Source organism: Streptomyces sp. NPDC008313, from assembly GCF_042956125.1.
Classification (GTDB): domain Bacteria; phylum Actinomycetota; class Actinomycetes; order Streptomycetales; family Streptomycetaceae; genus Streptomyces.
The window spans coordinates 65,848-88,032 of sequence record NZ_JBIBFR010000016.1 but is presented as its reverse complement, the minus strand read 5'-3'; the positions used below and the strand labels follow the sequence as shown (position 1 = coordinate 88,032).

Genomic DNA, 22,185 nt, shown 5'->3' with positions numbered 1-22,185 from the left:
CGCGTACGCCGGGCCGGGCACGAACGGGCCCGTGCCCGCCACCCGCCGCCTACAGCGGCAGCGTGAGCCCCCAGGCGCCCTCCCGCACCGTCCAGGTCCGGGTCCGTACCGGCCCGCCCGTCACCGCGTCCGCGCGGTAGCGGAAGTCGGCCCCCGACACCGTGATGCGCCGCCCGACCGCCCGCAGCGGGGCGGCGGCCGCGCCCACCGACAGGGGGCGGACCTCGACCTCCGCGCCGCCCGGCGCGCCGGGCACCACGGACACCGCCTCCACCGGCTGGTCCAGGTCGACGAGGACGAGGCCGTCCACCTCCACCCGCAGCCGGGAGGGACCCGGACCGGCCGGGGCCGCCCGCGGGGGCCGCGCGGCCAGCGTCCGCACCAGGGACTGGCAGGTACGCAGCCAGGGGTGCCCCGGCTCCGGGTCCGTCGCGGAGGGCTCAGGGGCGGCCGTGGGCACCGACGGTATCCGCAGGGCGCCCAGCACCACGCCGTCGCTGTCGTCGGCCAGCAGGTCGAAGCGCCGCTCGGCCCCTTCCAGCACGGCCCGCGCCGCCGCGACCGCCCCGGTCGGCACCCCGAGCGAACGGGACAGGGTCAGCACGCCGCCGACGGGCACGAGGGACAGCGCGCACGTGGCGAGTTCCCGCCGTCGGTGCAGCAGGGAGACGGCGCGCAGCAGAGCACGGTCGTCGCCCACCACCACGGGCCGCCGCGCACCCCGGCGGGCCAGCGCGCGGGCGAATTCCTCGGGCCCCTCGGGCAGGCACACTTTCGTGGCCGCACCCGCGCTGAGCACGTCTTTCGCGATCCGTACGGACTCACCGTCGCTGCGACGGGCGACCGGGTCTATGACCACCAGAAGCTGGTCGGAAGCCGCCACCTCGGTCATGCCTCGCTTCCTCGGGTAGCATCTTGGTGCAAGAGCCCCTTGCGCTATTGCGCCAGGGGCTTCGTCTATTCCGGGGCATCCGGTCCGACGGTCGCGGCCAAAGGTGGTCGCGGGCGCACGTAACCGTACGAGAAACGGTCGCGTACGTCCCCGACCTTGGACATGCCCCGCCCGGAAGGGGTGTACGCCTGTGCCCGCACTTGTGCTGCTCGGTGCTCAGTGGGGTGACGAAGGCAAGGGAAAGGCCACCGACCTGCTCGGTGGATCCGTGGACTACGTGGTGCGCTACCAGGGCGGCAACAACGCCGGCCATACGGTGGTCGTGGGCGATCAGAAGTACGCCCTCCACCTCCTCCCTTCCGGAATCCTCACGCCGGAGTGCACTCCGGTGATCGGAAACGGAGTCGTCGTCGACCCGTCGGTCCTGTTCTCCGAGCTGAACGGACTGAACGAGCGCGGCGTCGACACCTCCAAGCTTCTGATCAGCGGAAACGCTCACATCATCACGCCGTACAACGTCACCGTCGACAAGGTGACGGAACGCTTCCTCGGCAAGCGGAAGATCGGCACGACCGGCCGGGGCATCGGCCCGACGTACGCGGACAAGATCAACCGCGTCGGCATCCGCGTCCAGGACCTGTACGACGAGTCGATCCTGACGCAGAAGGTCGAGGCGGCGCTCGACGTCAAGAACCAGCTGCTCACCAAGCTCTACAACCGCCGCGCCATCGAGGCCGGTCAGGTCGTCGAGGAGCTGCTGACCTACGCCGAGCGGCTGCGTCCGTACGTCGCCGACACGGTGCTGATCCTCAACAAGGCGCTCGAGGACGACAAGGTCGTGCTGTTCGAGGGCGGCCAGGGCACCCTGCTGGACATCGACCACGGCACGTATCCCTTCGTGACGTCGTCGAACCCGACGGCGGGCGGTGCCTGCACCGGCGCCGGCGTCGGCCCGACGAAGATCAGCCGGGTCATCGGCATCCTGAAGGCGTACACGACCCGGGTCGGCTCGGGTCCGTTCCCGACCGAGCTGTTCGACGAGGACGGCGAGGCGCTGCGCCGCATCGGCGGCGAGCGTGGCGTCACCACCGGCCGTGACCGCCGCTGCGGCTGGTTCGACGCGGTCATCGCCCGGTACGCGACCCGGGTGAACGGCCTGACGGACTTCTTCCTCACCAAGCTGGACGTGCTGACCGGCTGGGAGGAGATCCCGGTGTGCGTGGCGTACGAGATCGACGGCAAGCGCGTCGAGGAACTCCCGTACTCACAGACCGACTTCCACCACGCGAAGCCGGTCTACGAGACGCTCCCCGGCTGGAGTGAGGACATCACCAAGGCGAAGTCCTTCTCCGACCTGCCGAAGAACGCGCAGGCGTACGTCAAGGCGCTGGAGGACATGTCCGGCGCCCCGATCTCCGCGATCGGCGTCGGCCCGGGCCGCGACGAGACGATCGAGGTCAACTCGTTCATCTAGCGATCGCACGAGCGAGCGAGCGGACGGTTTCGCGAGAGCCCCCGCACGACGGCCGGCCCCTGAGGGGGCCGGCCGTTCGCGCGTCCGGCATGATCGGCCGGACAGGTCCTGGGGGTTCCGTGATGGGTCAGCTGTCGGCACTGATCGGTGTCGTGGTCGGTGCGGCCATGTCGTACCTGGTGGGGGCGTTGCACGAACGCGCCCGGTGGCGACGTGAACAGGGGGCCCGGTGGGACGGCCTGCTCCTGGAGGCGTACGGCGACTACGGCCGGGCCGTGAAGGAATGCGTCGTCGCCTACCAGCGGCTCGCCTCCGACCGGGGTCTGACCCCGGACTCCGCTCCCGGGACGGGCGACGCGCTGGAGGACGCCGCGCAGGCGGAACTGCGGCGCGCCGCCACGACCGAACCCCTCCGTCTGCTCGCCGGCCCGGACGCGGCGGCCGCGGTCCGGGAGCTCAACGACGCCGTGTGGCACCTCGAATGGCTGGCCCGTGGCCGGCTGGCCGCGGACGCCGCTGCCTGGGAGCAGGCGTACGGCGCGTACAGATCGGCCCGCCGGGCCTTCTACGAGAAGGCCCGGGCGAGCCTGCGCGTACCGGGTGAGGTCATCGCGGAACGGGCCGCCTGGCCGCCTTCCTGGCGAGCGGGCGCCTGAGAGCGCCCACTCGACCGCGCACGCCCTCCCCTCGCCCCCTGTCGGCCGGACGGCTGCGACGGTCCGGCGCATACTGGGAGTGAAGGCGCGAAACGGGCCCGTGGGATCGCGTGCGGGTCCGGTGCTGCTCTCGTAAGGAGACGTGAGTGCGATGCGCGTGATGCTCAAGGCCACGATGAACACGGACAAGACGAACGAGGTCATCGAGAGCGGCAAGCTTCCGAAGATCGTGCAGGACACCATGGAGCAAATCAAGCCGGAGGCCGCGTACTTCGGTGCGCACAACGGCCGGCGGACCTGCTACATGGTCTTCGACATGCAGGACAGCTCCCAGATGCCCTCGATCGCGGAACCCTTCTTCTCCCAGATGGGAGCCGAGGTCGAGTTCCTCCCGGTCATGAACCCGGAGGACCTGCAGAAGGGACTGGCGAACCTGCGCTGACGGCCTGCCTCAGCTGAAGACGATCATCGAGCCCTGGGCGAGGCTGCGGGTCGCCGCCGCGTGCAGGCCGAGCCAGACGTGCCGCTCACGGGCGAACGGGCTCGCGTCGTAGGGCGCGGGGGCCGCGGGCTCCTCGAGTTCGGTGGGGCCGGGCGGGGGCTGGGGCGCGGCCGGGGGGTTGGCCGGGTCGATGCCGATCGACGGGGCCACGAACTGCAGCTCGCGCAGCAGGCCGTGCGAGGAGCCCAGCGGGCCGCCCCCGGCGAGGAGTTCGTCGGTGCCGAGCGGGTACGGGAAGTCCACGGGGACGTAGGCGCCCGCGTGGTCGTAGTGCCAGACCAGGTGGGACTGCCGGGCGTTCGCCTCGAACATCTCCAGCAACTGCTCGTAGTCGCCGCCCAGCTCGTCCACGGGCGTCACCGCGAGACCGCACATCTGCAGCAGGTAGGCGCGCCGCAGGAAGTGCAGCGCGTCGTAGTCGAAGCCCGCGACCGGGGCGACGTCGCCCGACAGGCCGGGCATGTAGGCGTACACCGGGACCGGCGGGAGTCCGGCCTCGCCCAGCGCCCTGTCGTAGAGCGCGAGCTCCTCGGCGAAGGGGTTGTCGGGGGTGTGGCACAACACGTCGACGAGCGGGACCAGCCACAGGTCACAGGCCAACTGAGAGCTCCTCGCGTAGCAGGTGCGGGGCGCGGGAGCGGTGCGGCCGCGCCGGTCGGTCGTCAGGCAGCGTAATGGGTCGAACGTGTGCTCAGCGCCCGTCGTGCAGGTCCCATACCCATACCCCGCCGGTCCACTTGCCGGGCCGGCCCACCAGTTCGTCGACCGTCTCGCGCAGCACCGTGTCGTGGGGCTGCGGGGCCAGCACCAGCGCGCCCGCCTTCCAGTACGCGAAGTCGGCGCGGGCCTGGCGGCGCCAGTTGTCGCCGATCGTCGGAGCGGTGCCGTTGTTGCGGACGTCGCGCAGGAGGTTGGAGGTGTAACGGGGCGACGCTCCGTAGATGCCGACGCGCTCCTCGCCGTACGGGCCGTTGAAATAGCCGCCGGGCAGACGGAAGCCCAGTCCGGCCGCCGTCTGCCAGTGCAGGGCCTCGGCGTCGCCCGGGTCAGGCAGCGGCACCGGCACCAGCGACTCGCCCTCGCCGACGTACGACCTGTAGGTCCCGTCGGCGATGAACGCGGGCACGTCCACCCGGTCCACCGCCTTCAGCGGGGCGGGCACGAGGGGGATCAGCGCGGCGGCGACGGCCACCATGCCCACGTACTGCGTGCCGATGCCCGGGGTACGCGCCAGCCGCTCCAGGGCGAGCGCGACGAGGATGCCGAGCGCCGGCGCGCACACCATCGCCACGCGCCCCTCGATCACCGACTCGAACAGCGGCTTGTGCGCGAGCGCCGCCCAGGGGCCGTCGAGGACGACGTCGGTGAGCGGGATGCGGATCCGGGGCCCCAGGGACAGCAGCGCCGCCGCCAGCGCGGTGAACGCGAGCGCCTTGACGAGCGCCCGCTCCCACAGCCGGACGACGATCGCGAAGGCGAGGGCCGCCAGGGGCCAGCCGTAGAAGGCGTTCTGCTCGGTGGGGTTGAGCGACAGCGCGTTCGCCGTCTGCGCGTTCCCGGCGACCAGCGAACGCTCCGCGAAGGAGAGCAGGGCGAGCGGACTGTTGCCCGCGTTGTCGCCGTGCAGCACGCTCTTGTAGCTCTGCGGCCCCGCGAACTGCCAGTAGAGGGGGAAGGCGACGATCGGGAGGCAGACGGCCGCGCCGATCCCGAGGCCCTTCAGCAGCGGACGCCAGGACGCCCTCGCGACGTCCGGGCGCGCGGCCCCGTAGGCGAGCGCGAACAGTGCCATCCCGATCGAGGCGAGCAGCAGCGGCTCCTCGCCGAGGAAGACCTGGTACGCCGTCATCAGACCGAGCACGACCCCGTCCCGGACGACCCGGGTGCCCGCGCACAGCCGCAGCACGCGGTCGATGATCAGCGGGACCATGAAGAGGACGACGAAGTTCGGGTGCGCGTTGGCGTGGCTGACCATGGGCGGCGCGAACGCCGCGAGGGCCGCGCCGACGAAGGCGGCTCCGCGCCGGGCCACCACCCGCCTGACGATCAGCCAGTACCAGGCGGCGGCCGTCGCGGCGATACCCAGCGTCATCACGAGGGTCAGCGCGACCGCCGGGCCCCACAGCAGCGTGACCGGGGCGAAGGGGACGGACAGGCCGAGCATGACCGTGTTGGCCATGAGGTTCACGCCGTCCGGAAAGCCCTGGAGGGTGGAGAAGAGGGGGTTGTGGAGGTGGCGGACGCTGTCCGCGGTGACCGCGAAGAACCACTCCCACTGGTTCTGGTCCTGGAGTGAGTCCGGGAGGTACCGGCCGCCGGGGTCCTTCCAGCGGCCGGAGTAGAGGACCACCGCCATCAGCAGGAACACGGCCGTCGCCAGGACGTCCGCCGGGCGGACCGAGCGGGCCTTGAGGAGGGCGAGTTCGGCGAGTACGCGGCCGTAGTCGAGGGGGCGCACCTTCGAACCGGACTGGTGGGCCCAGCGCACCGGGACCTCGGCCACCGCCCAGCCCGAGCGGCGGAAGTGCTGCAGGACCTCGACGTCTATGCCCCAGCCGTTGAGCCGGGACGCGGCGAACGCCTCGCGGGCGCGGTCGCCGTCGAACAGCTTGAACCCGCACTGGGTGTCGCGGATGCCGGGGACGGCGACGCGGCGTATGAGGAAGTTCCCGGCCCGGCCGAGCAGTTCGCGCATCCGGTGCTGGTGGTGCTCGATCGTCGCGCCCGCCGTCGCACGGGAGCCGATCGCCGCGGACCGGCCGTCGGCGAGCGCCGTGTCGAGCCGCTCCAGCTCCTCGATCGGCGCGGCGAGGTCGGCGTCGGTGATCAGCACCCGGCGCCCGTACGAGGCGGCCACGCCGAGCCGCAGCGCGTGGCCCTTGCCCCGGTTGCGGGGGCTGGTGACGAGCTGGACGCGGGGTTCGCGGGCCGAGACGGCGGCGACGACGTCCCGCGTGCCGTCGGTGGAGCCGTCGTCGACGACGATCAGCTCCCACCGGCCGAAGCGGTCCCCGCGCCCCGTCAGGTGCGTCACGATCGACTCGAGGGTCGGGCCGAGCCGCTTCTCCTCGTTGTACGCGGGAACGACGATCGTCAGATCCATGACCGGCGTGTCCTTCACGACGTCCGGGGCGGGCGTGGCGCTCATCCGGCGGCCAGGCGCTCGATCAGGGCGAGGGAGTGCGCGTTGTAGGCGCGGACGACGGCCTGCGCCGCGACGGCGTCCCGGCGGACCAGCGCGTCCACGAGTTCGGTGTGCCCGGACCAGAGCCTGCCCTTCGCCTCCGCCGCCCACCCCCCGTCGGTCCCGCCCGCGCCCCCCGTCCCGCCCGGGCCCCGGCGCAGGTGCTGCACCGCGCACACCCAGCACTGCACGCGCAGCCGGTGCAGGAAGTCGACGAGGTAGGGATTGCCGAACAGGGCGCTCAGCTCGCGCCAGAACCGCAGGTCGTACCCGATGAGAATGGCGAGGTCACCGGCGTCGGCGGCGCGCTGCGCCTCCTCGCCGCGGCGGCGGACCCCGGCGAGCGCGGCCATCGCCCGGGCCTCCTGCCCGCCGGGCAGACCGGCGTCGCCCAGCCGCTGGAAGATGCCGTCGGAGACGAGGCTGCGGGCCTCGACCATGCCCCGGTAGTCGTCCGGCGAGTACGCGTGGACCTGGAAGCCGCGGTGCTGGACGGCGTCCAGCAGGCCCTGCGCGGACAGGTCGACCAGGGCTTCGCGGACGGGGGTCGCGGAGACGCCGTACTGCTCGGCGATCTCCTTCACCGTGAACTCCTGCCCCGGCTGGAGCCGGCCGGCCAGCACCTCGTCACGGAGCGCGTCGGCGATCTGCTGCCGCAGAGTGCTGCGGGTTACGGCGCCCTTGCCGCCGGTGCCGGGCATCGTGGTCTCGCTCCCCATCGCGTTCGGATACGTGTACGCCTACGAGCACGTCACCTTACGCGGTGGGGTCCGGCGGCCGGCCCGTCCGCCACGGGGGACGGGGACCTCGCGCGGACGGCGGGGGGACGGCACGCGGACCCGCGCCGCGGAGGTCCCGGCCCGCCCCCGGCGCGCCCACGCGGCGGCCGGAGGCGGCCCGGCCGGGGCGTGCCGGCCGCCCCGGCACCGCCGTGGTCAGCCCGATACGTGCTGGTCGGCCACGGAGAGCGCCTCGTCCAGCGCCGCCAGGCCCTCCTTGGCCTCGGCCTCGGTGATGTTGCACGGCGGCACGACGTGCGTCCGGTTCATGTTGATGAAGGGCCACAGTCCGCGTGCCTTCGCGGCGGCTCCGAACGCCGCCATGGGCGCGTTCGCCTCGCCCGAGGCGTTGTAGGGGACGAGCGGTTCGCGCGTCTCGCGGTCCTTCACCAGTTCGAGGGCCCAGAAGGCGCCGGTGCCCCGCACCTCGCCGACGCTGGGGTGGCGTTCGGCGAGCGCGCGCAGACCGGGCCCGAGGACGTTCTCGCCGAGCCGGGCGGCCTGTCCGACGACGTCCTCCTCCTCCATCACGCCGATCGTGGCGACGGCGGCGGCACAGGCCAGCGGGTGGCCGGAGTAGGTGAGCCCGCCGGGGTAGGGGCGCCGGGCGAACGTCTCGGCGATCTCGCCGGAGATCGCCACGCCGCCGAGCGGCACGTAGCCGGAGTTCACGCCCTTCGCGAAGGTCATCAGGTCCGGCGTCACGCCGAACAGGTCGGCGGCGAACCACGTGCCCGTGCGCCCGAACCCGGCCATGACCTCGTCGAGGACCATGACGATCCCGTACCGGTCGCAGATTTCGCGGACGCCGGCGAGGTAGCCGGGCGGCGGCGTCATGATGCCGGCCGTGCCCGGGATCGTCTCCAGGATCACCGCGGCGACCGTCTGCGGCCCCTCGAAGGCGATGGTGTCGTCGAGGTGCTGCAGCGCCCGCTCGCACTCCTGCGCCTCGGTGCCGGAGTGGAAGGGGCTGCGGTACAGGAACGGCGCCCAGAACCGCACGACCCCCGCCGCCCCGCTGTCGCTGGCCCAGCGGCGCGGGTCGCCGGTGAGGTTGATCGCGGCGGCGGTGGCCCCGTGGTACGAGCGGTAGGCGGAGAGCACCTTCGGGCGGCCGGTGTGCAGCCGGGCCATCCGCGTGGCGTTCTCGACGGCCTCGGCGCCGCCGTTGGTGAAGAAGATGCTGTCCAGGTCGCCGGGGGTCCGCTCGGCTATCAGCCGGGCCGCCTCCGACCGCGCCTCGACGGCGAACGCGGGCGCGAACGTGGCCAGCGTCGCGGCCTGCTCCTGGATCGCGGCGACGACCTTCGGGTGCTGGTAGCCGATGTTCGTGAAGACGAGGCCGCTGCTGAAGTCGAGATACCGCTTGCCGTCGTAGTCCCAGAAGTACGACCCCTGGGCACCGGCGACGGCGAGCGGGTCGATGAGCTCCTGCGCGGACCAGGAGTGGAAGACGTGCGCGCGGTCCGCGGCCTTCACGGCGGCGCCGGCCTGCGGGTTCGCGGGGTGTGCCTGAGGGGTCATGCGCCCGAGGGTAGGCGGCACCGGCACGGCGGCGACATCGGCGTCCTGTCTGCGGCGGACGGCTTTCCGCGACACCTTGTCGGGTGCGGCGGGGCCGGGCGCCGCTGCCGGGACCGGCCGCGCGGTCACGCAGGCGGCCCGTGCTGTTACGGAACCGTAGACAGCGGCCCGCCCCGCCGCCCCGTACGGCCGCACTATCCTCGGCATGTTGCGTACGTACGGGGGAGGGTGGCGCATCGTGGAGAAGCTGGCGGCCGGGGATCCGCAGCGGATCGGGGCTTATCGGCTGCTGGCGCGGCTGGGCGCCGGCGGGATGGGGCACGTGTACCTGGCCCGTTCCGACCGGGGGCGCACCGTCGCGGTCAAGCTGGTGCGGCGTGAGCTCGCCGAACAGGAGGAGTTCCGCGCCCGCTTCCGCCAGGAGGTGCAGGCCGCGCGGCGGGTCGGCGGTCACTGGACCGCGCCCGTGCTCGACGCGGACACCGAGGCGCCGATCCCGTGGGTGGCCACCGGTTACGTCGCCGGACCGACCCTGCAGTCCGTCGTGGGTCACGACCACGGAGCGCTGCCCGAGCGGTCGGTGCGGATCCTCGCGGCCGGGCTCGCGCACGCCCTGCGGGACATCCACGCCGCGGGGCTGATCCACCGCGACCTCAAGCCGTCGAACGTGCTCGTCACCATCGACGGCCCGCGCGTCATCGACTTCGGCATCGCCCGCGCCCTGGAGACCGTGACCGACGGCGGGCTCACCCGGACCGGCGCGCTCGTCGGCTCGCCCGGCTTCATGGCGCCCGAGCAGGTCCGCGGCGACCGCATCACCCCCGCCTGCGACGTCTTCTGCCTCGGCTCGGTCCTCTCCTACGCCGCCACCGGGGTGCTGCCCTTCGGCACGTCGAACAGCGGCGTGCACGCGATGATGTTCCGCATCGCGCAGGAGGAACCGGACCTGGAGGCCCTGCCGGAAGGCCTCTCCGACCTCGTACGGGACTGTCTGCGCAAGGACCCCGCCGCCCGGCCCACGATCGACGAGGTCCTGGAGCGCACGGGGGCGGAGGACACCGTCTCGGACGGCCGGGCCCGCGACCCCTGGCTGCCGGGCGCCCTGGTCGCCCAGCTCGGGCGGCACGCGGTGCGCCTGCTGGACACGGAGGACCCGGAGGACGGGACGGGGACGGCCACGCCTCCCGCGGTGGCGGCGCCGCCCGCCCAGCCCGCCCTGCCCGCCGGGAAGCCGGCTGCGGCTCCGGCGGACGCTCCCGCCGTGGACGCCGCCGTCCCGGCGGTCCCCGCGCTGCCTCCCGGCCCGTCGGCCGGCCCCGACCTCTCCAAGCCCGCGTCCGCTCCGTCCGCCGAATCCGCCGAGTCCGCCCCGGGTGCCCCGGACGCCGAGCGCCCGCCTGCCGCCGGCATGCCGGACGGTGCCGCGGCGCCGCCCCCGCCGGGCCGGCCGTCGTCGCTGGACCACCTGCCGACGATGGTCACGGGCGGAGCGGCCCGGACACCCCCTCCGGCCGCCACCCCGCACGCCGCGGGACCGGGCCCCGTCCACCCCGCGTACGGCTATCCGCAGCAGGGCGCCGCCTGGAACGGCGCCCCCGGTTACGGGTCCACGCCCCCGTACGGCCCCGCCCCCGGCGGCTACGGTCCGGCGCCCACGCCCGGGTACGGCTCGACACCCCCGTACGGTCCGGCCCCGCTCTACGTCCAGGCGCCGCAGCCGGCGCGCGGCGGCAGCCGGTCGACGGCCGTGCTGATCGCCGTGGCCCTGGTCGTCGCGCTCGGCGCGGGGGGTTCGGTGTACGCGCTGATGCGGGGCGACGGCGGCGACGACGACAAGGCGGGGCAGAGCTCCGGTGCTCCCAGCACGCCGGGCCCGCAGACCTCCGGACCGCAGACGTCCGGCCCGTCGACGCCGACCGCGACGCCGAGTACGAAGGAGCCGGACGGCCCCACGGTGCCCACCGAGTTCCTCGGAACCTGGACCAGCAGCATCGACAACAAGTCGGGCCACAACCCCCGCACGCTGGTCATCCAGCAGGGAGAGGTCGGCGACACGGTCCTCTCCCTCACCGCGGACGGCCCGGCGGGCACCGGCACCTACCACTGCGTCTTCCAGGCGGGGCTGGCCGAGAAGCCGTCCGAGGACGGGCCCCTGGAGATCGGCCCCTCCGTGGTCACCGTCGGCGAACCGGCCTCGTCCTGCACCCCGGGCGGCGCCTCCGAGGTCACCCTGCTGTCCGACGGCCGGCTGCGCCGGGTCATCACGGACTCGGGCAAGTCGCTGACCTACACGAAGTCCGGCTGACGGAGCCGGCTCCGCTTCAGGCGGATCAGGCTCCGCCTCAGCGCGGATCCGGCGGCCGCTGTCTGGGCATGTTCGGCCGGGCGCCCGGAGGCAGGGGCGGGCGGGTCACCGGGGCGCAGTCCGGCCGGGACGTCCCGGCCGGGGCGGACTGGAGGCCGAGGGGAGCCGGACCCGTACGGAAGGCGATCATCCAGTCCACCGTCTCGGCGCGGACGAGTTCCGTCATGTCCTCGCAGAAGCGGCGCAGCACCCCCAGGCAGCGCTCGGCGGCCTCGCTCGCCGTCCCCTCGGCGGGCCCCAGCACCTCCCGCACGCTCTCGGACGCCCAGTCGAACTGGAGTACCTGGAGGCGGCGCTGCACGGCCTGCGCGGTGGCCACGTCCCGCATCCACCCGGAGGTGACCCCGAAGAACCGGTCGGCGCCCAGGCACGCGGCCCCGGCCAGCAGGCCCAGACAGCCCCAGGGCGCCGCCCCCTCGACGATCCGGGTGAGGTCGAGCAGGGGCACGGCCGTCGCGACGACCGCGCCCGCCGCCGTCCCGCCGCGCAGCAGCCGCGCCGCCCGCCGCTTCCGGACGCGGTCCGCGAGATACCACTGGGCGGTGGTGAGCGCCCCGCTCTCGACCCAGTGGTACAGCTCGTCGAGCCGCTCCGCGGGCTGCCCCCAGTCGCCGAGGGGCAGCGGCCGCCCCGCGAGGTCGCCCGGCTGCAGGGTTCTGCCGACGGCCCGTCCGTCCCGCGGCGCTCCCTCGGGCTGCATCTCCGGCTGGCTCACCCGGCACTCCCTACTGGTGACACTCACCGACGTCGACGTGTGTTGACGTGCGGTGACCTGTGTTGACGTGCGTGTACGCCTGAGTGGCGCGTGACGCTGAGGCGCCGGACCCTTTACTACCGCCCAATGGGTGGCGATGGGCCGGGTTTCCGTGGTTTTCCGCCTGGACGGGGGTGTTGGTCAGGTATAGGGCCACGAAAACAGTCACTCGAAAGAGTGCTGGAGCGATCGCACCCCGGACCACGTAGGCTCGTTCCAGGCGGGAAAATCTCGCGCCGGAAGCCGTACGGACCAGGAGCTGATCGTGATTCCCGGTGGTGGCCAGCCCAATATGCAGCAGCTGCTCCAGCAGGCCCAGAAGATGCAGCAGGATCTCGCCGCCGCCCAGGAGGAACTGGCGCGCACCGAGGTCGACGGACAGGCGGGCGGCGGCCTCGTACGGGCCACCGTGACCGGGTCCGGCGAGCTCCGGGCGCTGAGGATCGACCCGAAGGCGGTCGACCCGGAGGACACGGAGACCCTCGCCGACCTGGTCGTCGCGGCCGTGCAGGCGGCGAACGAGAACGCGCAGACGCTCCAGCAGCAGAAGCTCGGCCCGCTCACCCAGGGTCTCGGCGGCGGCAGCGGCATCCCCGGCCTGCCGTTCTGAGATTCCGGCCGGTCTTTCTCGTACCGGGGAGCGGCGGGCGGACGTACGGCCAACTACCGTACGTACGAGACGGCGGCATCCGCCGCCGCGGTGGCAGTGAGGGAAAGGCGTTCCGTTGTACGAAGGCGTGGTCCAGGACCTCATCGACGAGCTCGGGCGGCTGCCCGGCGTCGGTCCCAAGAGCGCGCAGCGGATCGCCTTCCACATCCTGCAGGCGGAGCCCACCGACGTACGCCGGCTCGCCCAGGCGCTGATGGAGGTGAAGGCGAAGGTCCGCTTCTGCGCGGTCTGCGGGAACGTCGCGCAGGAGGAACTGTGCAACATCTGCCGCGACACGCGCCGCGACCTCTCCGTCATCTGCGTCGTGGAGGAGCCGAAGGACGTCGTCGCGATCGAGCGGACGCGTGAGTTCCGGGGCAGGTACCACGTCCTGGGCGGCGCGATCAGCCCGATCGAGGGCGTGGGCCCCGACGACCTGCGGATCAGGGAGCTGCTGGCCCGGCTCGCGGACGGCACGGTCACCGAGCTGATCCTGGCCACGGACCCCAATCTGGAGGGCGAGGCCACGGCCACGTATCTCGCCCGCATGATCAAACCCATGGGCCTCAAGGTCACCCGCCTGGCCAGCGGCCTCCCTGTGGGCGGCGACCTGGAATACGCGGACGAGGTCACGCTCGGCCGCGCCTTCGAGGGGAGACGACTCCTAGATGTCTGACGCCACGCTGCACGCGACCAGCCGCGACCCCGGCGACTTCGCCGTCCAGATCGCGGACCAGGTCGAGAGCTTCATCGTCGCCGTCACCGAAGTGGCGAAGGGCGACGAACCGGACTCGGCCGTGCCGTTCCTGCTGCTCGAGATCTCCCAGCTCCTCCTCGCCGGCGGCCGTCTCGGCGCGCACGAGGACATCGTCCCGGACGATCGCTACGAGCCCGACCCGGGCCCGGAGCCGGACGTGGACGGCCTGCGCGAGCGGTTCGCCGAGATGCTGGACCCGGTCGACGTCTACTCCGAGGTCTTCGACCCCTACGAGCCGCGCAAGGCCCCGGTGCCCTGCCGCATCTCCGACGACCTCGCCGACGTCATCACCGACCTGCGCCACGGGATGGCCCACTACCGCGCGGGCCGCACCACCGAGGCCCTGTGGTGGTGGCAGTTCTCGTACTTCTCGAACTGGGGCAGCACGGCCTCCGCGTGCCTGCGCGCCCTGCAGTCCCTGGTCGCCCACGTCCGCCTCGACCAGCCCCTGGACGAGCTGGACGGCCTGGACACCGACCAGGACCTCGGCGAGGAGTCCCTCGCGGAGGAGGCCGGCCGGGTCATGGTCCAGGAGATCGCCGGCCCGCTGGGACTGCGCACGGTCAAGTGAGGCCGCGCGCCTCGCGGTGAGCGCCCCGAGCGCCTCGGGGGCGTGTGGCGTCCGTGACGGACGTGTGACCCCGCACACGTTCCGAGTGGCCCGCCCGCGGTGGGGCAGGTGCCGTCCTGGAGCGGCCGGCGGGCCTCCGGGATGATCATGTCGTGAGCGGGACATCTCACGATGCGATATCACGAAGGGCTGATCCGGCCGCTCGATAGACTGAGCCGACCGCAGTACACCGTATGTGCGGACAGAGACGGACTGAGCGAGGAGCGCACGTGGGCCTTGTCGTGCAGAAGTACGGAGGCTCCTCCGTAGCCGATGCCGAGGGCATCAAGCGCGTCGCCAAGCGAATCGTGGAAGCGAAGAAGAACGGCCACCAGGTGGTCGTCGTCGTTTCCGCGATGGGCGACACGACGGACGAGCTGATCGATCTCGCCGGAGAGGTGTCACCGATGCCTTCCGGACGTGAGTTCGACATGCTGCTGACCGCGGGAGAGCGGATCTCCATGGCCCTGCTGGCCATGGCGATCAAGAACCTGGGCCACGAGGCCCAGTCGTTCACCGGCAGCCAGGCAGGTGTCATCACCGACTCGGTCCACAACAAAGCGCGGATCATCGACGTCACGCCCGGCCGCATCCGGACGGCGCTGGACGAGGGCAACATCGCCATCGTCGCCGGTTTCCAGGGCGTCTCGCAGGACAAGAAGGACATCACCACGCTGGGGCGCGGCGGGTCCGACACCACGGCCGTCGCGCTCGCCGCGGCGCTCGACGCCGAGGTCTGCGAGATCTACACCGACGTGGACGGCGTGTTCACCGCCGACCCGCGCGTGGTGAAGAAGGCGCGGAAGATCGACTGGATCGCCTTCGAGGACATGCTGGAGCTCGCCGCCTCCGGTTCGAAGGTGCTGCTCCACCGCTGTGTGGAGTACGCCCGCCGCTACAACATCCCGATCCACGTGCGCTCGTCCTTCTCGGGCCTCCAGGGCACCTGGGTCAGCAGTGAGCCACTCGCTCAGAAGGCACAGCAGCAAGGGGAACAGAAGGTGGAGCAGGCCATCATCTCCGGTGTCGCTCACGACACCTCCGAGGCCAAGGTCACGGTCGTCGGCGTCCCGGACAAGCCCGGCGAGGCCGCCGCGATCTTCCGCGCCATCGCCGACGCCGAGATCAACATCGACATGGTCGTGCAGAACGTGTCCGCCGCGTCCACCGGCCTGACGGACATCTCCTTCACCCTCCCGAAGACCGAGGGCCGCAAGGCCATCGACGCGCTGGGACGTGCGAAGGACACGATCGGCTTCGACTCGCTGCGCTACGACGACCAGATCGGCAAGATCTCCCTGGTCGGCGCCGGTATGAAGACCAACCCGGGTGTCACGGCCGGCTTCTTCGAGGCGCTGTCCGACGCCGGGGTCAACATCGAGCTGATCTCGACCTCCGAGATCCGCATCTCGGTCGTCACCCGCGCCGACGACGTCAACGAGGCGGTGCGCGCCGTGCACACGGCGTTCGGGCTCGACTCCGACAGCGACGAGGCCGTCGTCTACGGAGGCACCGGACGATGACCGTCCCCGCGACGCCCCCGGCGGCGTCCGCGACCCCCGTGGCCACGGGGCCCGCGGCGGCCTCCGCGTCCGTGCGTCCGCACGGACGCCCGTGCGGGGACGTACCGCGATGACCGGCAAGCCGACGCTCGCGGTCGTGGGAGCGACCGGGGCTGTCGGCACGGTCATGCTCCAGATCCTGTCCCAGCACGCGGACATCTGGGGCGAGATCCGTCTGGTCGCCTCGCCGCGCTCGGCCGGCCGCAAGCTGGCCGTGCGCGGGGAGCAGGTCGAGGTCGTGGCGCTGACCCGGGAGGCGTTCGACGGGGTCGACGTCGCCATGTTCGACGTCCCCGACGAGGTCGCGGCCCAGTGGGCGCCGGTCGCCGCCGCCAGGGGCGTCGTCGTCGTGGACAACTCCGGCGCCTTCCGGATGGACCCGGACGTGCCGCTGGTCGTGCCGGAGGTCAACCCGCACGCCCTCCGGGTGCGCCCGCGCGGGATCGTCTCCAACCCGAACTGCACCACCCTCTCCATGATCGTCGCCATGGGCGCGCTGCACGCCGAGTTCGGGCTGCGCGAGCTGGTGGTCTCCAGTTACCAGGCGGTCAGCGGTGCGGGACGCGCCGGCGTCGACACCCTGCGCGAACAGCTGTCCCTGGTCGCCGGTACAAATCTGGGGACCAGCCCCGGCGACGTACGGCGGGCCGTGGGCGACCGGACGGGCCCGTTCCCGGAGCCGGTCGCGCTGAACGTGGTGCCGTGGGCCGGTTCGCCGCGCGAGGACGGCTGGTCCTCGGAGGAGATGAAGATCCGGGACGAGTCCCGCAAGATCCTCGGTCTCCCGGAGCTGCGCGTCGCCGTCACCTGCGTACGCGTCCCCGTGATCACGACCCACTCCCTGACCGTGCACGCCCGCTTCGAGGGCGAGGTCACGGTCGCCAGGGCCCGGGAGATCATCGCCACCGCGCCCGGGGTCGTCCTCTTCGACAACCCGGCCGCGGGAGAGTTCCCGACCCCCGCCGATGTCGTCGGCACCGACCCGACCTGGGTGGGGCGGGTGCGCCGGGCGCTGGACGACCCGACGGCGCTCGAACTCTTCGTGTGCGGCGACAACCTCCGCAAGGGGGCGGCGCTGAACACCGCGCAGATCGCCGAGCTGGTGGCGGCGGAGTTGCGGGGGGCGTAGCGGGGGGCGTAGGCACGCGGCGTCCCGGCCCGGGACGCGGAGCCTGACCAGCGGAGTACCGAACGTACAGTTTCCGTTTATAAGATCTGTGTATGTTCTGTGTCCGGGGCGTGGGTTCGGACCACATGAGCGAACGGCCGGGCCGACGTGAACCGGGGCCTGCCGGCGTTCAAGGATTTCCTCCCCGCTCTCCGCAACCGCGCGGAGGGCGGGGAGCGTCTTTGCGGACGCGCTTCAGGGGGTCCGGGACTTCACGGCAAAAAGGGCGTAGGGGAAGAGCTGGTACGCATGAGGGCATCTGACACACCGTCGATCGCAGTGCCTGATGTAAAAGTGATGCCTGTCGCGTACAACCCTCGCGGGGGTCCACGGGTCCAACTGGCGTGGCAGAGGTACTCGATTTCACCGCGGTACAGACGAGAGGCGCAGCCCTCCGTCCACCCCGCCGTCTCCGCAGCCCCGGCGTGCCCGGCGGCATGCCGGTGATCGCTCCCATGCCCGCAACGCGGCCCGCCCGCATCCCCAGTCAGCGAGACGGTGCCCAGGACGCGATCGCCGCGGGCACCACCGTCGACCACCTGACCGAGACCTACCGCGCCCACTACCGGTCGCTGCTGGGCCTCGCGGCGCTCCTGCTCGACGACACCGCGTCCTGCGAGGACGTCGTCCAGGAGGCCTTCATCCGGGTGCACTCCGCGCGCAAGCGCGTCCGCGACCCGGAGAAGACGCTCGCGTATCTGCGGCAGACCGTCGTGAACCTCTCGCGGTCCGCCCTGCGCCGCCGCATCCTCGGTCTGAAGCTGCTCTCCAAGCCGATGCCCGACATGGCGAGCGCCGAGGAGGGCGCGTACGACCAGCTGGAGCGCGACGCGCTGATCAAGGCCATGAAGGGCCTGCAGCGACGGCAGCGCGAGGTCCTGGTGCTGCGCTACTTCGCGGACATGACCGAGGCGCAGGTCGCCTCGACGCTGGGGCTCTCGCTGGGTTCGGTCAAGGCGTACGGCTCCCGCGGCATCGCGGCGCTCCGTGTCGCCATGGAGGCGCCGGCATGAGTGGGTACGACGGCCATGAGCGGGACGAGCGGTACGAGCGGGACGGCAGGGAAGAACGGCACGTGCGCGAAGAGCAGGACGGGCACGAGGCGCAGGACGCGCAGGACGTACGCAGGCAGGAACCGCACGCTGGGAACGGAACTGTGAATCACGGCCCGGACGGACAGGGCCCGGACGGACCGGGCCCCGGCAGGCAGGACCCGCTGGAGGGCTTCGCCCGGCTGGCCGCCGCGGTCCGGCCCTCGGAGGACCCGGGCGCCGACGCCTCCGCGGGCACCCGCGGGGACGACCGGGCCGACGACCCGGCCGGTGACCAGTCCGACGACCACGGGACCGGTCTCGCCCCGGACGAGCTGGCGCTGCGCAGGCTGCTGCGCCAGGCCGTCGACGAGGTGGAGCCCGCCGACGGCGCCCTGGAGCGTCTGCGGCGCGCGGTCCCGGCCCGGCGCGCCCGCAAGCGCCAGGCCGTCGTCGGCATGGCCGCCGCCGCGCTCTTCATCGGCACAGCCGTCCCGGCTCTCGTCCACGTCTCCAACTCCTCCGGCTCGAGCGCCGACCCGTCCATCGTCGGCAACAGCGAGCACACCCAGGGCGGCGCCGGCGAGGGCAAGGGGGAGGACGGCGGGGGCGACGGTTCGGGCAGCTCCGCCGGACAGTCCAAGGGCAAGGGCCAGAACGGCCAGAAGGACAAGCAGGGCAAGAGCGCCACGAGCGGCGCCACCGGCCCCGACCCGTCCGCCTCGGTGGTGAGCGCCCCGGCGTGCACGGCGGGCCAGCTCGGCGTGAGCGGCAACACGTCCCCCGCGGACACCACCGGGACGGTGTACGGCAGCTTCCGGGTCACCAACGTCTCCGGTGCGAGCTGCACGGTCGGCGGGCAGGGCACCGTCTCGACGTCCGTGCTGGGCGCGGCCGACCCGGCGAAGATCCGGCTCGCGCAGCATGTCGCGGGGGACGCGGCCGGCGGACTGCCCGACCCGTCCCTTGAGGCGGCCCAGCTGGTGCTCCAGCCGGGCTTCGCCTACGAGGTGAAGTTCGCCTGGGTGCCGTCGGAGACGTGCCCCACCGATGACGGCGGCCCCTCTCCGGACCCGACGCCCTCCGGCGGCGCGACCGACGGCGGCAGCTCCTCGTCGGACAACGGCGTCTCCGCCCAGCTCCTCACCGACGGCGGGACCGCCGATGGCAGCGTCGTCGTCTCGCACACGGCCCAGCCCGGCTCACCGGCGGGCACGGCGACGGTGGCGCACGCGTGCGCGGGGACGGTGTACCGGACAGGACTGCTGACGGCGTCGTAGCGGGTCACGGGGCCGTCCACGGACTGCGGAGAACGGTGGAGGGCGGACGCGCGGGAATCGGGCGTCCACCCTCCACCGCTTCGGTTCAGCCGGTACCAGTGCCGGGACCGGCGCCGGTCCCCGCACCGCTTCCGGTCGCCGCGGGTGCTCCGGATGCCGCGCGGCCGTCCGGCTCGCTGCCGTCCTCGCCGCTTTCCTCGCCGCCGTCCTGGGCGATCCCCAGTTCCGCGTCCCGGGCGAACTCCACCTCGCGGCGCAGCAGCCGGAACCACATGAAGACGACGAAGCCCGCGAAGACGAACCACTCACCGGTGTAGCCGAGGTTCTGGAAGGCCTTCAGATCCAGGCCGGTGCCCTCGGCGGCCGCGGCGGGCACGGCCTTCATGCCGTCGCCGGCGTCGGAGAGGGTGATCCACGCGTTGTAGACGTCGTACGGCACGAGGTTGACCAGGGACGCCGAGCTGATCGCCGCGGTCTGCCCGGCGGGCAGACCGCCGGCCGCGCTCACCCCGTTCGCGCCGGGGCTCTCCGACGCCTGCAGCGCGCCGGTCACCGTGACCTCGCCGGCCGGCGGGGCGGGCGCCTTCGCGGCATCCGCGTCCCCGGGGAGCCAGCCGCGCACGACGGGCAGCGCCCGGCCGCCGTCCGTCCGCAGCAGGGTCAGCACGTAGTAGCCGTGCCTGCCGTCGAGGTCGCGGTCGGGTACGAGGAGCTGCCTGTCGTACCGGCCGGTCGCGACGGCCTGCTTGCCGGACGTGCTCTTGTCGACGGGCAGCAGCTCGCCGAGCGGCCGGGCGGGGTCCGTCCTGGCCGCGTCGGCCTGTTCGCCCGCGGCCTGGTGGTCCTGCACCCGGTCCTCGAACCGCCCCAGCTGCCATGACCCCATGAACACGCAGAAGGGGATGGCCAACAGCACGAAGAGGTTGATCCCCCACCAGCGGGGCGTCAGCAGAAACCGGTACACACCCCCACGGTACGGGGCTCGTGCGGAGGGGCGGGCCGCGGGGTCCGGGGTTGTCCACAGGTGGGTTGTCCACAGGCTGGGGGCCGTGGCGGCCGGGTGCCGTCGCGAAGGGGCACTATGGGGCCATGACTGAGAGCAACGGGTCCATGCCCGACTGGGAGAAGCGATTCCGGGCGCCGCGGGTGTCCCTGCCGGACTGGGCGGAGGACGCGCCGGACCACGCGCTGTTCGTGTCCAACGCGACGGGGACGTACGAGCTGTACGCGTGGAACCGTGCGACGGGCGAGCAGCACCAGGTCACGAACCGGCCGAACGGCACGACGGACGGGGTGCTCTCACCGGACGGCGCGTGGATCTGGTGGTTCGACGACAAGGACGGGGACGAGTTCGGCATCTGGCGACGCCGTCCCTTCACGAGCCCGGCGGCCACGGCCGCGGCCTCCGGTCCGAACGCGCGGGACGAGCCCGCTGTGGCCGGCCTCGATCCCTCGTACCCGGCGGGCCTGGCGATCGGCCGGGACGGGCGCACGGCGGTGGTCGGCCGGTCCACGGACGAGGACGGTTCGACGATCCATGTGGCGCGGGCGGGCGAGGAGCCCGTGGAGATCTACCGGCACCGCGAGTCCGCCGGGGTCGGCGACCTGTCGCACGACGGTTCGCTGATCGCCATCGAGCACACGGAGCACGGTGACGCGATGCACTCGGCCCTGCGGGTGCTGAGGCCGGACGGTTCGACGGTGGCGGAGCTGGACGACACCAAGGGCGGCACGGTCGAGCTGGGCCTGGAGGTGCTGGGCTTCGCCCCGGTCGACGGGGACACCCGGCTGCTCATCGGTCACCAGCGCCGGGGCCGCTGGGAGCCGCTGGTGTGGGACGTCGCGTCGGGGGAGGAGCTGGACCTGGACCTCGCGGACCGGCTCAGGGGCGACATGAGCGCCGAGTGGTATCCGGACGGCTCCGCCCTGCTGGTCGCGCACAGCTTCGAGGCGCGCGGCGACCTGTGGCGCTACGACCTGGCCACCCGCACCCTGGAGCAGCTGCCGACGCCGGCGGGCACGGTGTCCGGGGCGACGGCACGCCCCGACGGGACCGTCGAGTACCTGTGGTCGTCGGCGGCCGAGCCGCCGGTCGTCCGCTCGACGTCGGGTGCGGTCGTGCTGGACCCGCCCGGGATGAAGTCGCCGGGTTCCGTGCCGGTGCGGGATGTCTGGGTGGAGAGTCCCGGCGGCCTGGTCCACGCGCTGGTCCAGCAGCCCGCGGACGCGACCGGCCCCCTTCCGACCGTCTTCGACATCCACGGTGGCCCGACCTGGCACGACAGCGACTCGTTCGCGGCGGGCCCGGCGGCCTGGGTGGACCACGGGTACGCGGTGGTGCGGGTCAACTACCGGGGCTCGACGGGGTACGGGCGGGAGTGGACGGACGCGCTCAAGCACCGGGTCGGTCTCATCGAGCTGGAGGACATCGCGGCGGTACGGGAGTGGGCGGTGTCGTCCGGTCTCGCCGACCCCGACCGGCTGATCCTGACGGGCGGCTCCTGGGGCGGCTACCTCACCCTGCTCGGCCTCGGCACGCAGCCGGACCAGTGGAGCGTGGGCATCGCGGCCGTCCCGGTCGCCGACTACGTGACGGCGTACCACGACGAGATGGAGGCCCTGAAGGCGATGGACCGCACGCTGCTCGGCGGCACGCCCGAGGAGGTCCCGGAGCGGTTCGAGGCGTCCTCACCCCTGACCTACGTGGACGCGGTCAAGGCCCCCGTGTACATCTCGGCGGGCGTGAACGACCCCCGCTGCCCCATCCGCCAGATCGACAACTACGTCTCCCGCCTCGCGGCCCGCGACGCGATCCACGAGGTCTACCGCTACGACGCCGGCCACGGCTCCCTGGTGGTGGACGAACGCATCAGGCAACTCCGCCTGGAACTGGCCTTCGCGGCCACCCACCTGGGCACCCCGGCCCCCAGAGACTGAGCCTGGTTCAGCGGAGGGGGCGGAGGGGGCGGAGGGGGCGGAGGGGGCGAGAAACCCGGCA

The 22,185-nt window shown here is 72.8% G+C and carries 19 protein-coding genes; 12 read left to right on the top strand and 7 right to left on the bottom strand.

The genetic code is table 11. From position 1 onward, the window contains the following. Nucleotides 1-49 precede the first annotated feature (49 nt). Entirely contained in the window at nucleotides 50-892 is an 843-nt protein-coding gene (locus ACFY93_RS22320) for a diacylglycerol kinase family protein (protein ID WP_391361740.1), read from the bottom strand. A gap of 190 nt (nucleotides 893-1,082) precedes the next feature. Here ACFY93_RS22320 and ACFY93_RS22315 point away from each other — a divergent pair, with 190 nt between their 5' ends. The 3 genes from ACFY93_RS22315 (at nucleotide 1,083) to ACFY93_RS22305 (ending at nucleotide 3,464) form a co-directional block, all read left to right on the top strand. Then, complete coding sequence (locus ACFY93_RS22315; protein WP_391361738.1) at nucleotides 1,083-2,366, top strand: adenylosuccinate synthase; 1,284 nt, start codon at nucleotides 1,083-1,085, stop codon at nucleotides 2,364-2,366. A gap of 122 nt (nucleotides 2,367-2,488) precedes the next feature. Then, nucleotides 2,489-3,022, top strand: coding sequence for a hypothetical protein (locus ACFY93_RS22310; RefSeq protein ID WP_391361736.1), 534 nt, complete (start codon nucleotides 2,489-2,491; stop codon nucleotides 3,020-3,022). 151 nt (nucleotides 3,023-3,173) lie between these two features. Beyond that, nucleotides 3,174-3,464 (top strand): DUF3303 family protein, encoded by a 291-nt coding sequence (locus ACFY93_RS22305; RefSeq protein WP_391361938.1) that lies wholly within the window; start codon nucleotides 3,174-3,176, stop codon nucleotides 3,462-3,464. 9 nt (nucleotides 3,465-3,473) lie between these two features. Here the strand turns inward: ACFY93_RS22305 and ACFY93_RS22300 are convergent, their stop codons facing one another. From ACFY93_RS22300 to ACFY93_RS22285, 4 genes are all read right to left on the bottom strand, one after another. Continuing rightward, on the bottom strand, nucleotides 3,474-4,124 hold the full coding sequence (locus ACFY93_RS22300) for a hypothetical protein (RefSeq protein WP_391361733.1): 651 nt from the start codon (nucleotides 4,122-4,124) through the stop codon (nucleotides 3,474-3,476). 91 nt (nucleotides 4,125-4,215) lie between these two features. Then, complete coding sequence (locus ACFY93_RS22295; RefSeq protein ID WP_391361730.1) at nucleotides 4,216-6,672, bottom strand: glycosyltransferase; 2,457 nt, start codon at nucleotides 6,670-6,672, stop codon at nucleotides 4,216-4,218. After that, nucleotides 6,669-7,409, bottom strand: a complete 741-nt coding sequence (locus tag ACFY93_RS22290; protein WP_391361935.1) for a GntR family transcriptional regulator — start codon at nucleotides 7,407-7,409, stop codon at nucleotides 6,669-6,671. The genes ACFY93_RS22295 and ACFY93_RS22290 overlap by 4 nt, the downstream gene beginning before the upstream one ends. 234 nt (nucleotides 7,410-7,643) lie before the next feature. Further along, nucleotides 7,644-9,011, bottom strand: a complete 1,368-nt coding sequence (locus tag ACFY93_RS22285; RefSeq protein ID WP_391361728.1) for an aminotransferase class III-fold pyridoxal phosphate-dependent enzyme — start codon at nucleotides 9,009-9,011, stop codon at nucleotides 7,644-7,646. A gap of 205 nt (nucleotides 9,012-9,216) precedes the next feature. On the opposite strand from ACFY93_RS22285, the gene ACFY93_RS22280 reads away from it, so the two are divergent. Further along, nucleotides 9,217-11,316 (top strand): protein kinase, encoded by a 2,100-nt coding sequence (locus ACFY93_RS22280; RefSeq protein ID WP_391361726.1) that lies wholly within the window; start codon nucleotides 9,217-9,219, stop codon nucleotides 11,314-11,316. Nucleotides 11,317-11,353: 37 nt separating this feature from the next. Here ACFY93_RS22280 and ACFY93_RS22275 read toward each other — a convergent pair whose 3' ends face one another. Beyond that, entirely contained in the window at nucleotides 11,354-12,091 is a 738-nt protein-coding gene (locus tag ACFY93_RS22275) for an SLATT domain-containing protein (protein ID WP_391361724.1), read from the bottom strand. A 304-nt stretch (nucleotides 12,092-12,395) separates the two neighbouring features. On the opposite strand from ACFY93_RS22275, the gene ACFY93_RS22270 reads away from it, so the two are divergent. From ACFY93_RS22270 to ACFY93_RS22240, 7 genes are all read left to right on the top strand, one after another. Then, nucleotides 12,396-12,740 carry a YbaB/EbfC family nucleoid-associated protein gene (locus ACFY93_RS22270; RefSeq protein ID WP_391361721.1) on the top strand — a complete coding sequence of 115 codons (345 nt, stop codon included), beginning with the start codon at nucleotides 12,396-12,398 and terminating at the stop codon, nucleotides 12,738-12,740. 115 nt (nucleotides 12,741-12,855) lie between these two features. Beyond that, entirely contained in the window at nucleotides 12,856-13,455 is a 600-nt protein-coding gene (gene recR / locus ACFY93_RS22265) for a recombination mediator RecR (RefSeq protein ID WP_391361718.1), read from the top strand. Beyond that, nucleotides 13,448-14,107: a DUF5063 domain-containing protein gene (locus ACFY93_RS22260; protein WP_391361715.1), complete on the top strand. Its 660-nt coding sequence runs from the start codon at nucleotides 13,448-13,450 to the stop codon at nucleotides 14,105-14,107. Before recR ends, ACFY93_RS22260 begins: the two co-directional genes overlap by 8 nt. Nucleotides 14,108-14,376: 269 nt before the next feature. Then, nucleotides 14,377-15,669, top strand: coding sequence for an aspartate kinase (locus tag ACFY93_RS22255; RefSeq protein ID WP_391361713.1), 1,293 nt, complete (start codon nucleotides 14,377-14,379; stop codon nucleotides 15,667-15,669). Between the two features lie 109 nt (nucleotides 15,670-15,778). Continuing rightward, nucleotides 15,779-16,837, top strand: coding sequence for an aspartate-semialdehyde dehydrogenase (locus ACFY93_RS22250; RefSeq protein WP_391361710.1), 1,059 nt, complete (start codon nucleotides 15,779-15,781; stop codon nucleotides 16,835-16,837). 383 nt (nucleotides 16,838-17,220) lie between these two features. Next, nucleotides 17,221-17,889 (top strand): SigE family RNA polymerase sigma factor, encoded by a 669-nt coding sequence (locus ACFY93_RS22245; RefSeq protein WP_391361707.1) that lies wholly within the window; start codon nucleotides 17,221-17,223, stop codon nucleotides 17,887-17,889. Next, nucleotides 17,886-19,187 carry a hypothetical protein gene (locus ACFY93_RS22240; protein WP_391361704.1) on the top strand — a complete coding sequence of 434 codons (1,302 nt, stop codon included), beginning with the start codon at nucleotides 17,886-17,888 and terminating at the stop codon, nucleotides 19,185-19,187. The genes ACFY93_RS22245 and ACFY93_RS22240 overlap by 4 nt, the downstream gene beginning before the upstream one ends. A gap of 85 nt (nucleotides 19,188-19,272) precedes the next feature. Here ACFY93_RS22240 and ACFY93_RS22235 read toward each other — a convergent pair whose 3' ends face one another. Beyond that, nucleotides 19,273-20,151, bottom strand: coding sequence for an SURF1 family cytochrome oxidase biogenesis protein (locus ACFY93_RS22235; RefSeq protein WP_391361702.1), 879 nt, complete (start codon nucleotides 20,149-20,151; stop codon nucleotides 19,273-19,275). 125 nt (nucleotides 20,152-20,276) lie between these two features. On the opposite strand from ACFY93_RS22235, the gene ACFY93_RS22230 reads away from it, so the two are divergent. Further along, a complete protein-coding gene (locus ACFY93_RS22230; RefSeq protein WP_391361699.1) occupies nucleotides 20,277-22,124 on the top strand; it encodes a prolyl oligopeptidase family serine peptidase in 1,848 nt (615 codons plus the stop codon). Nucleotides 22,125-22,185 lie beyond the last annotated feature (61 nt).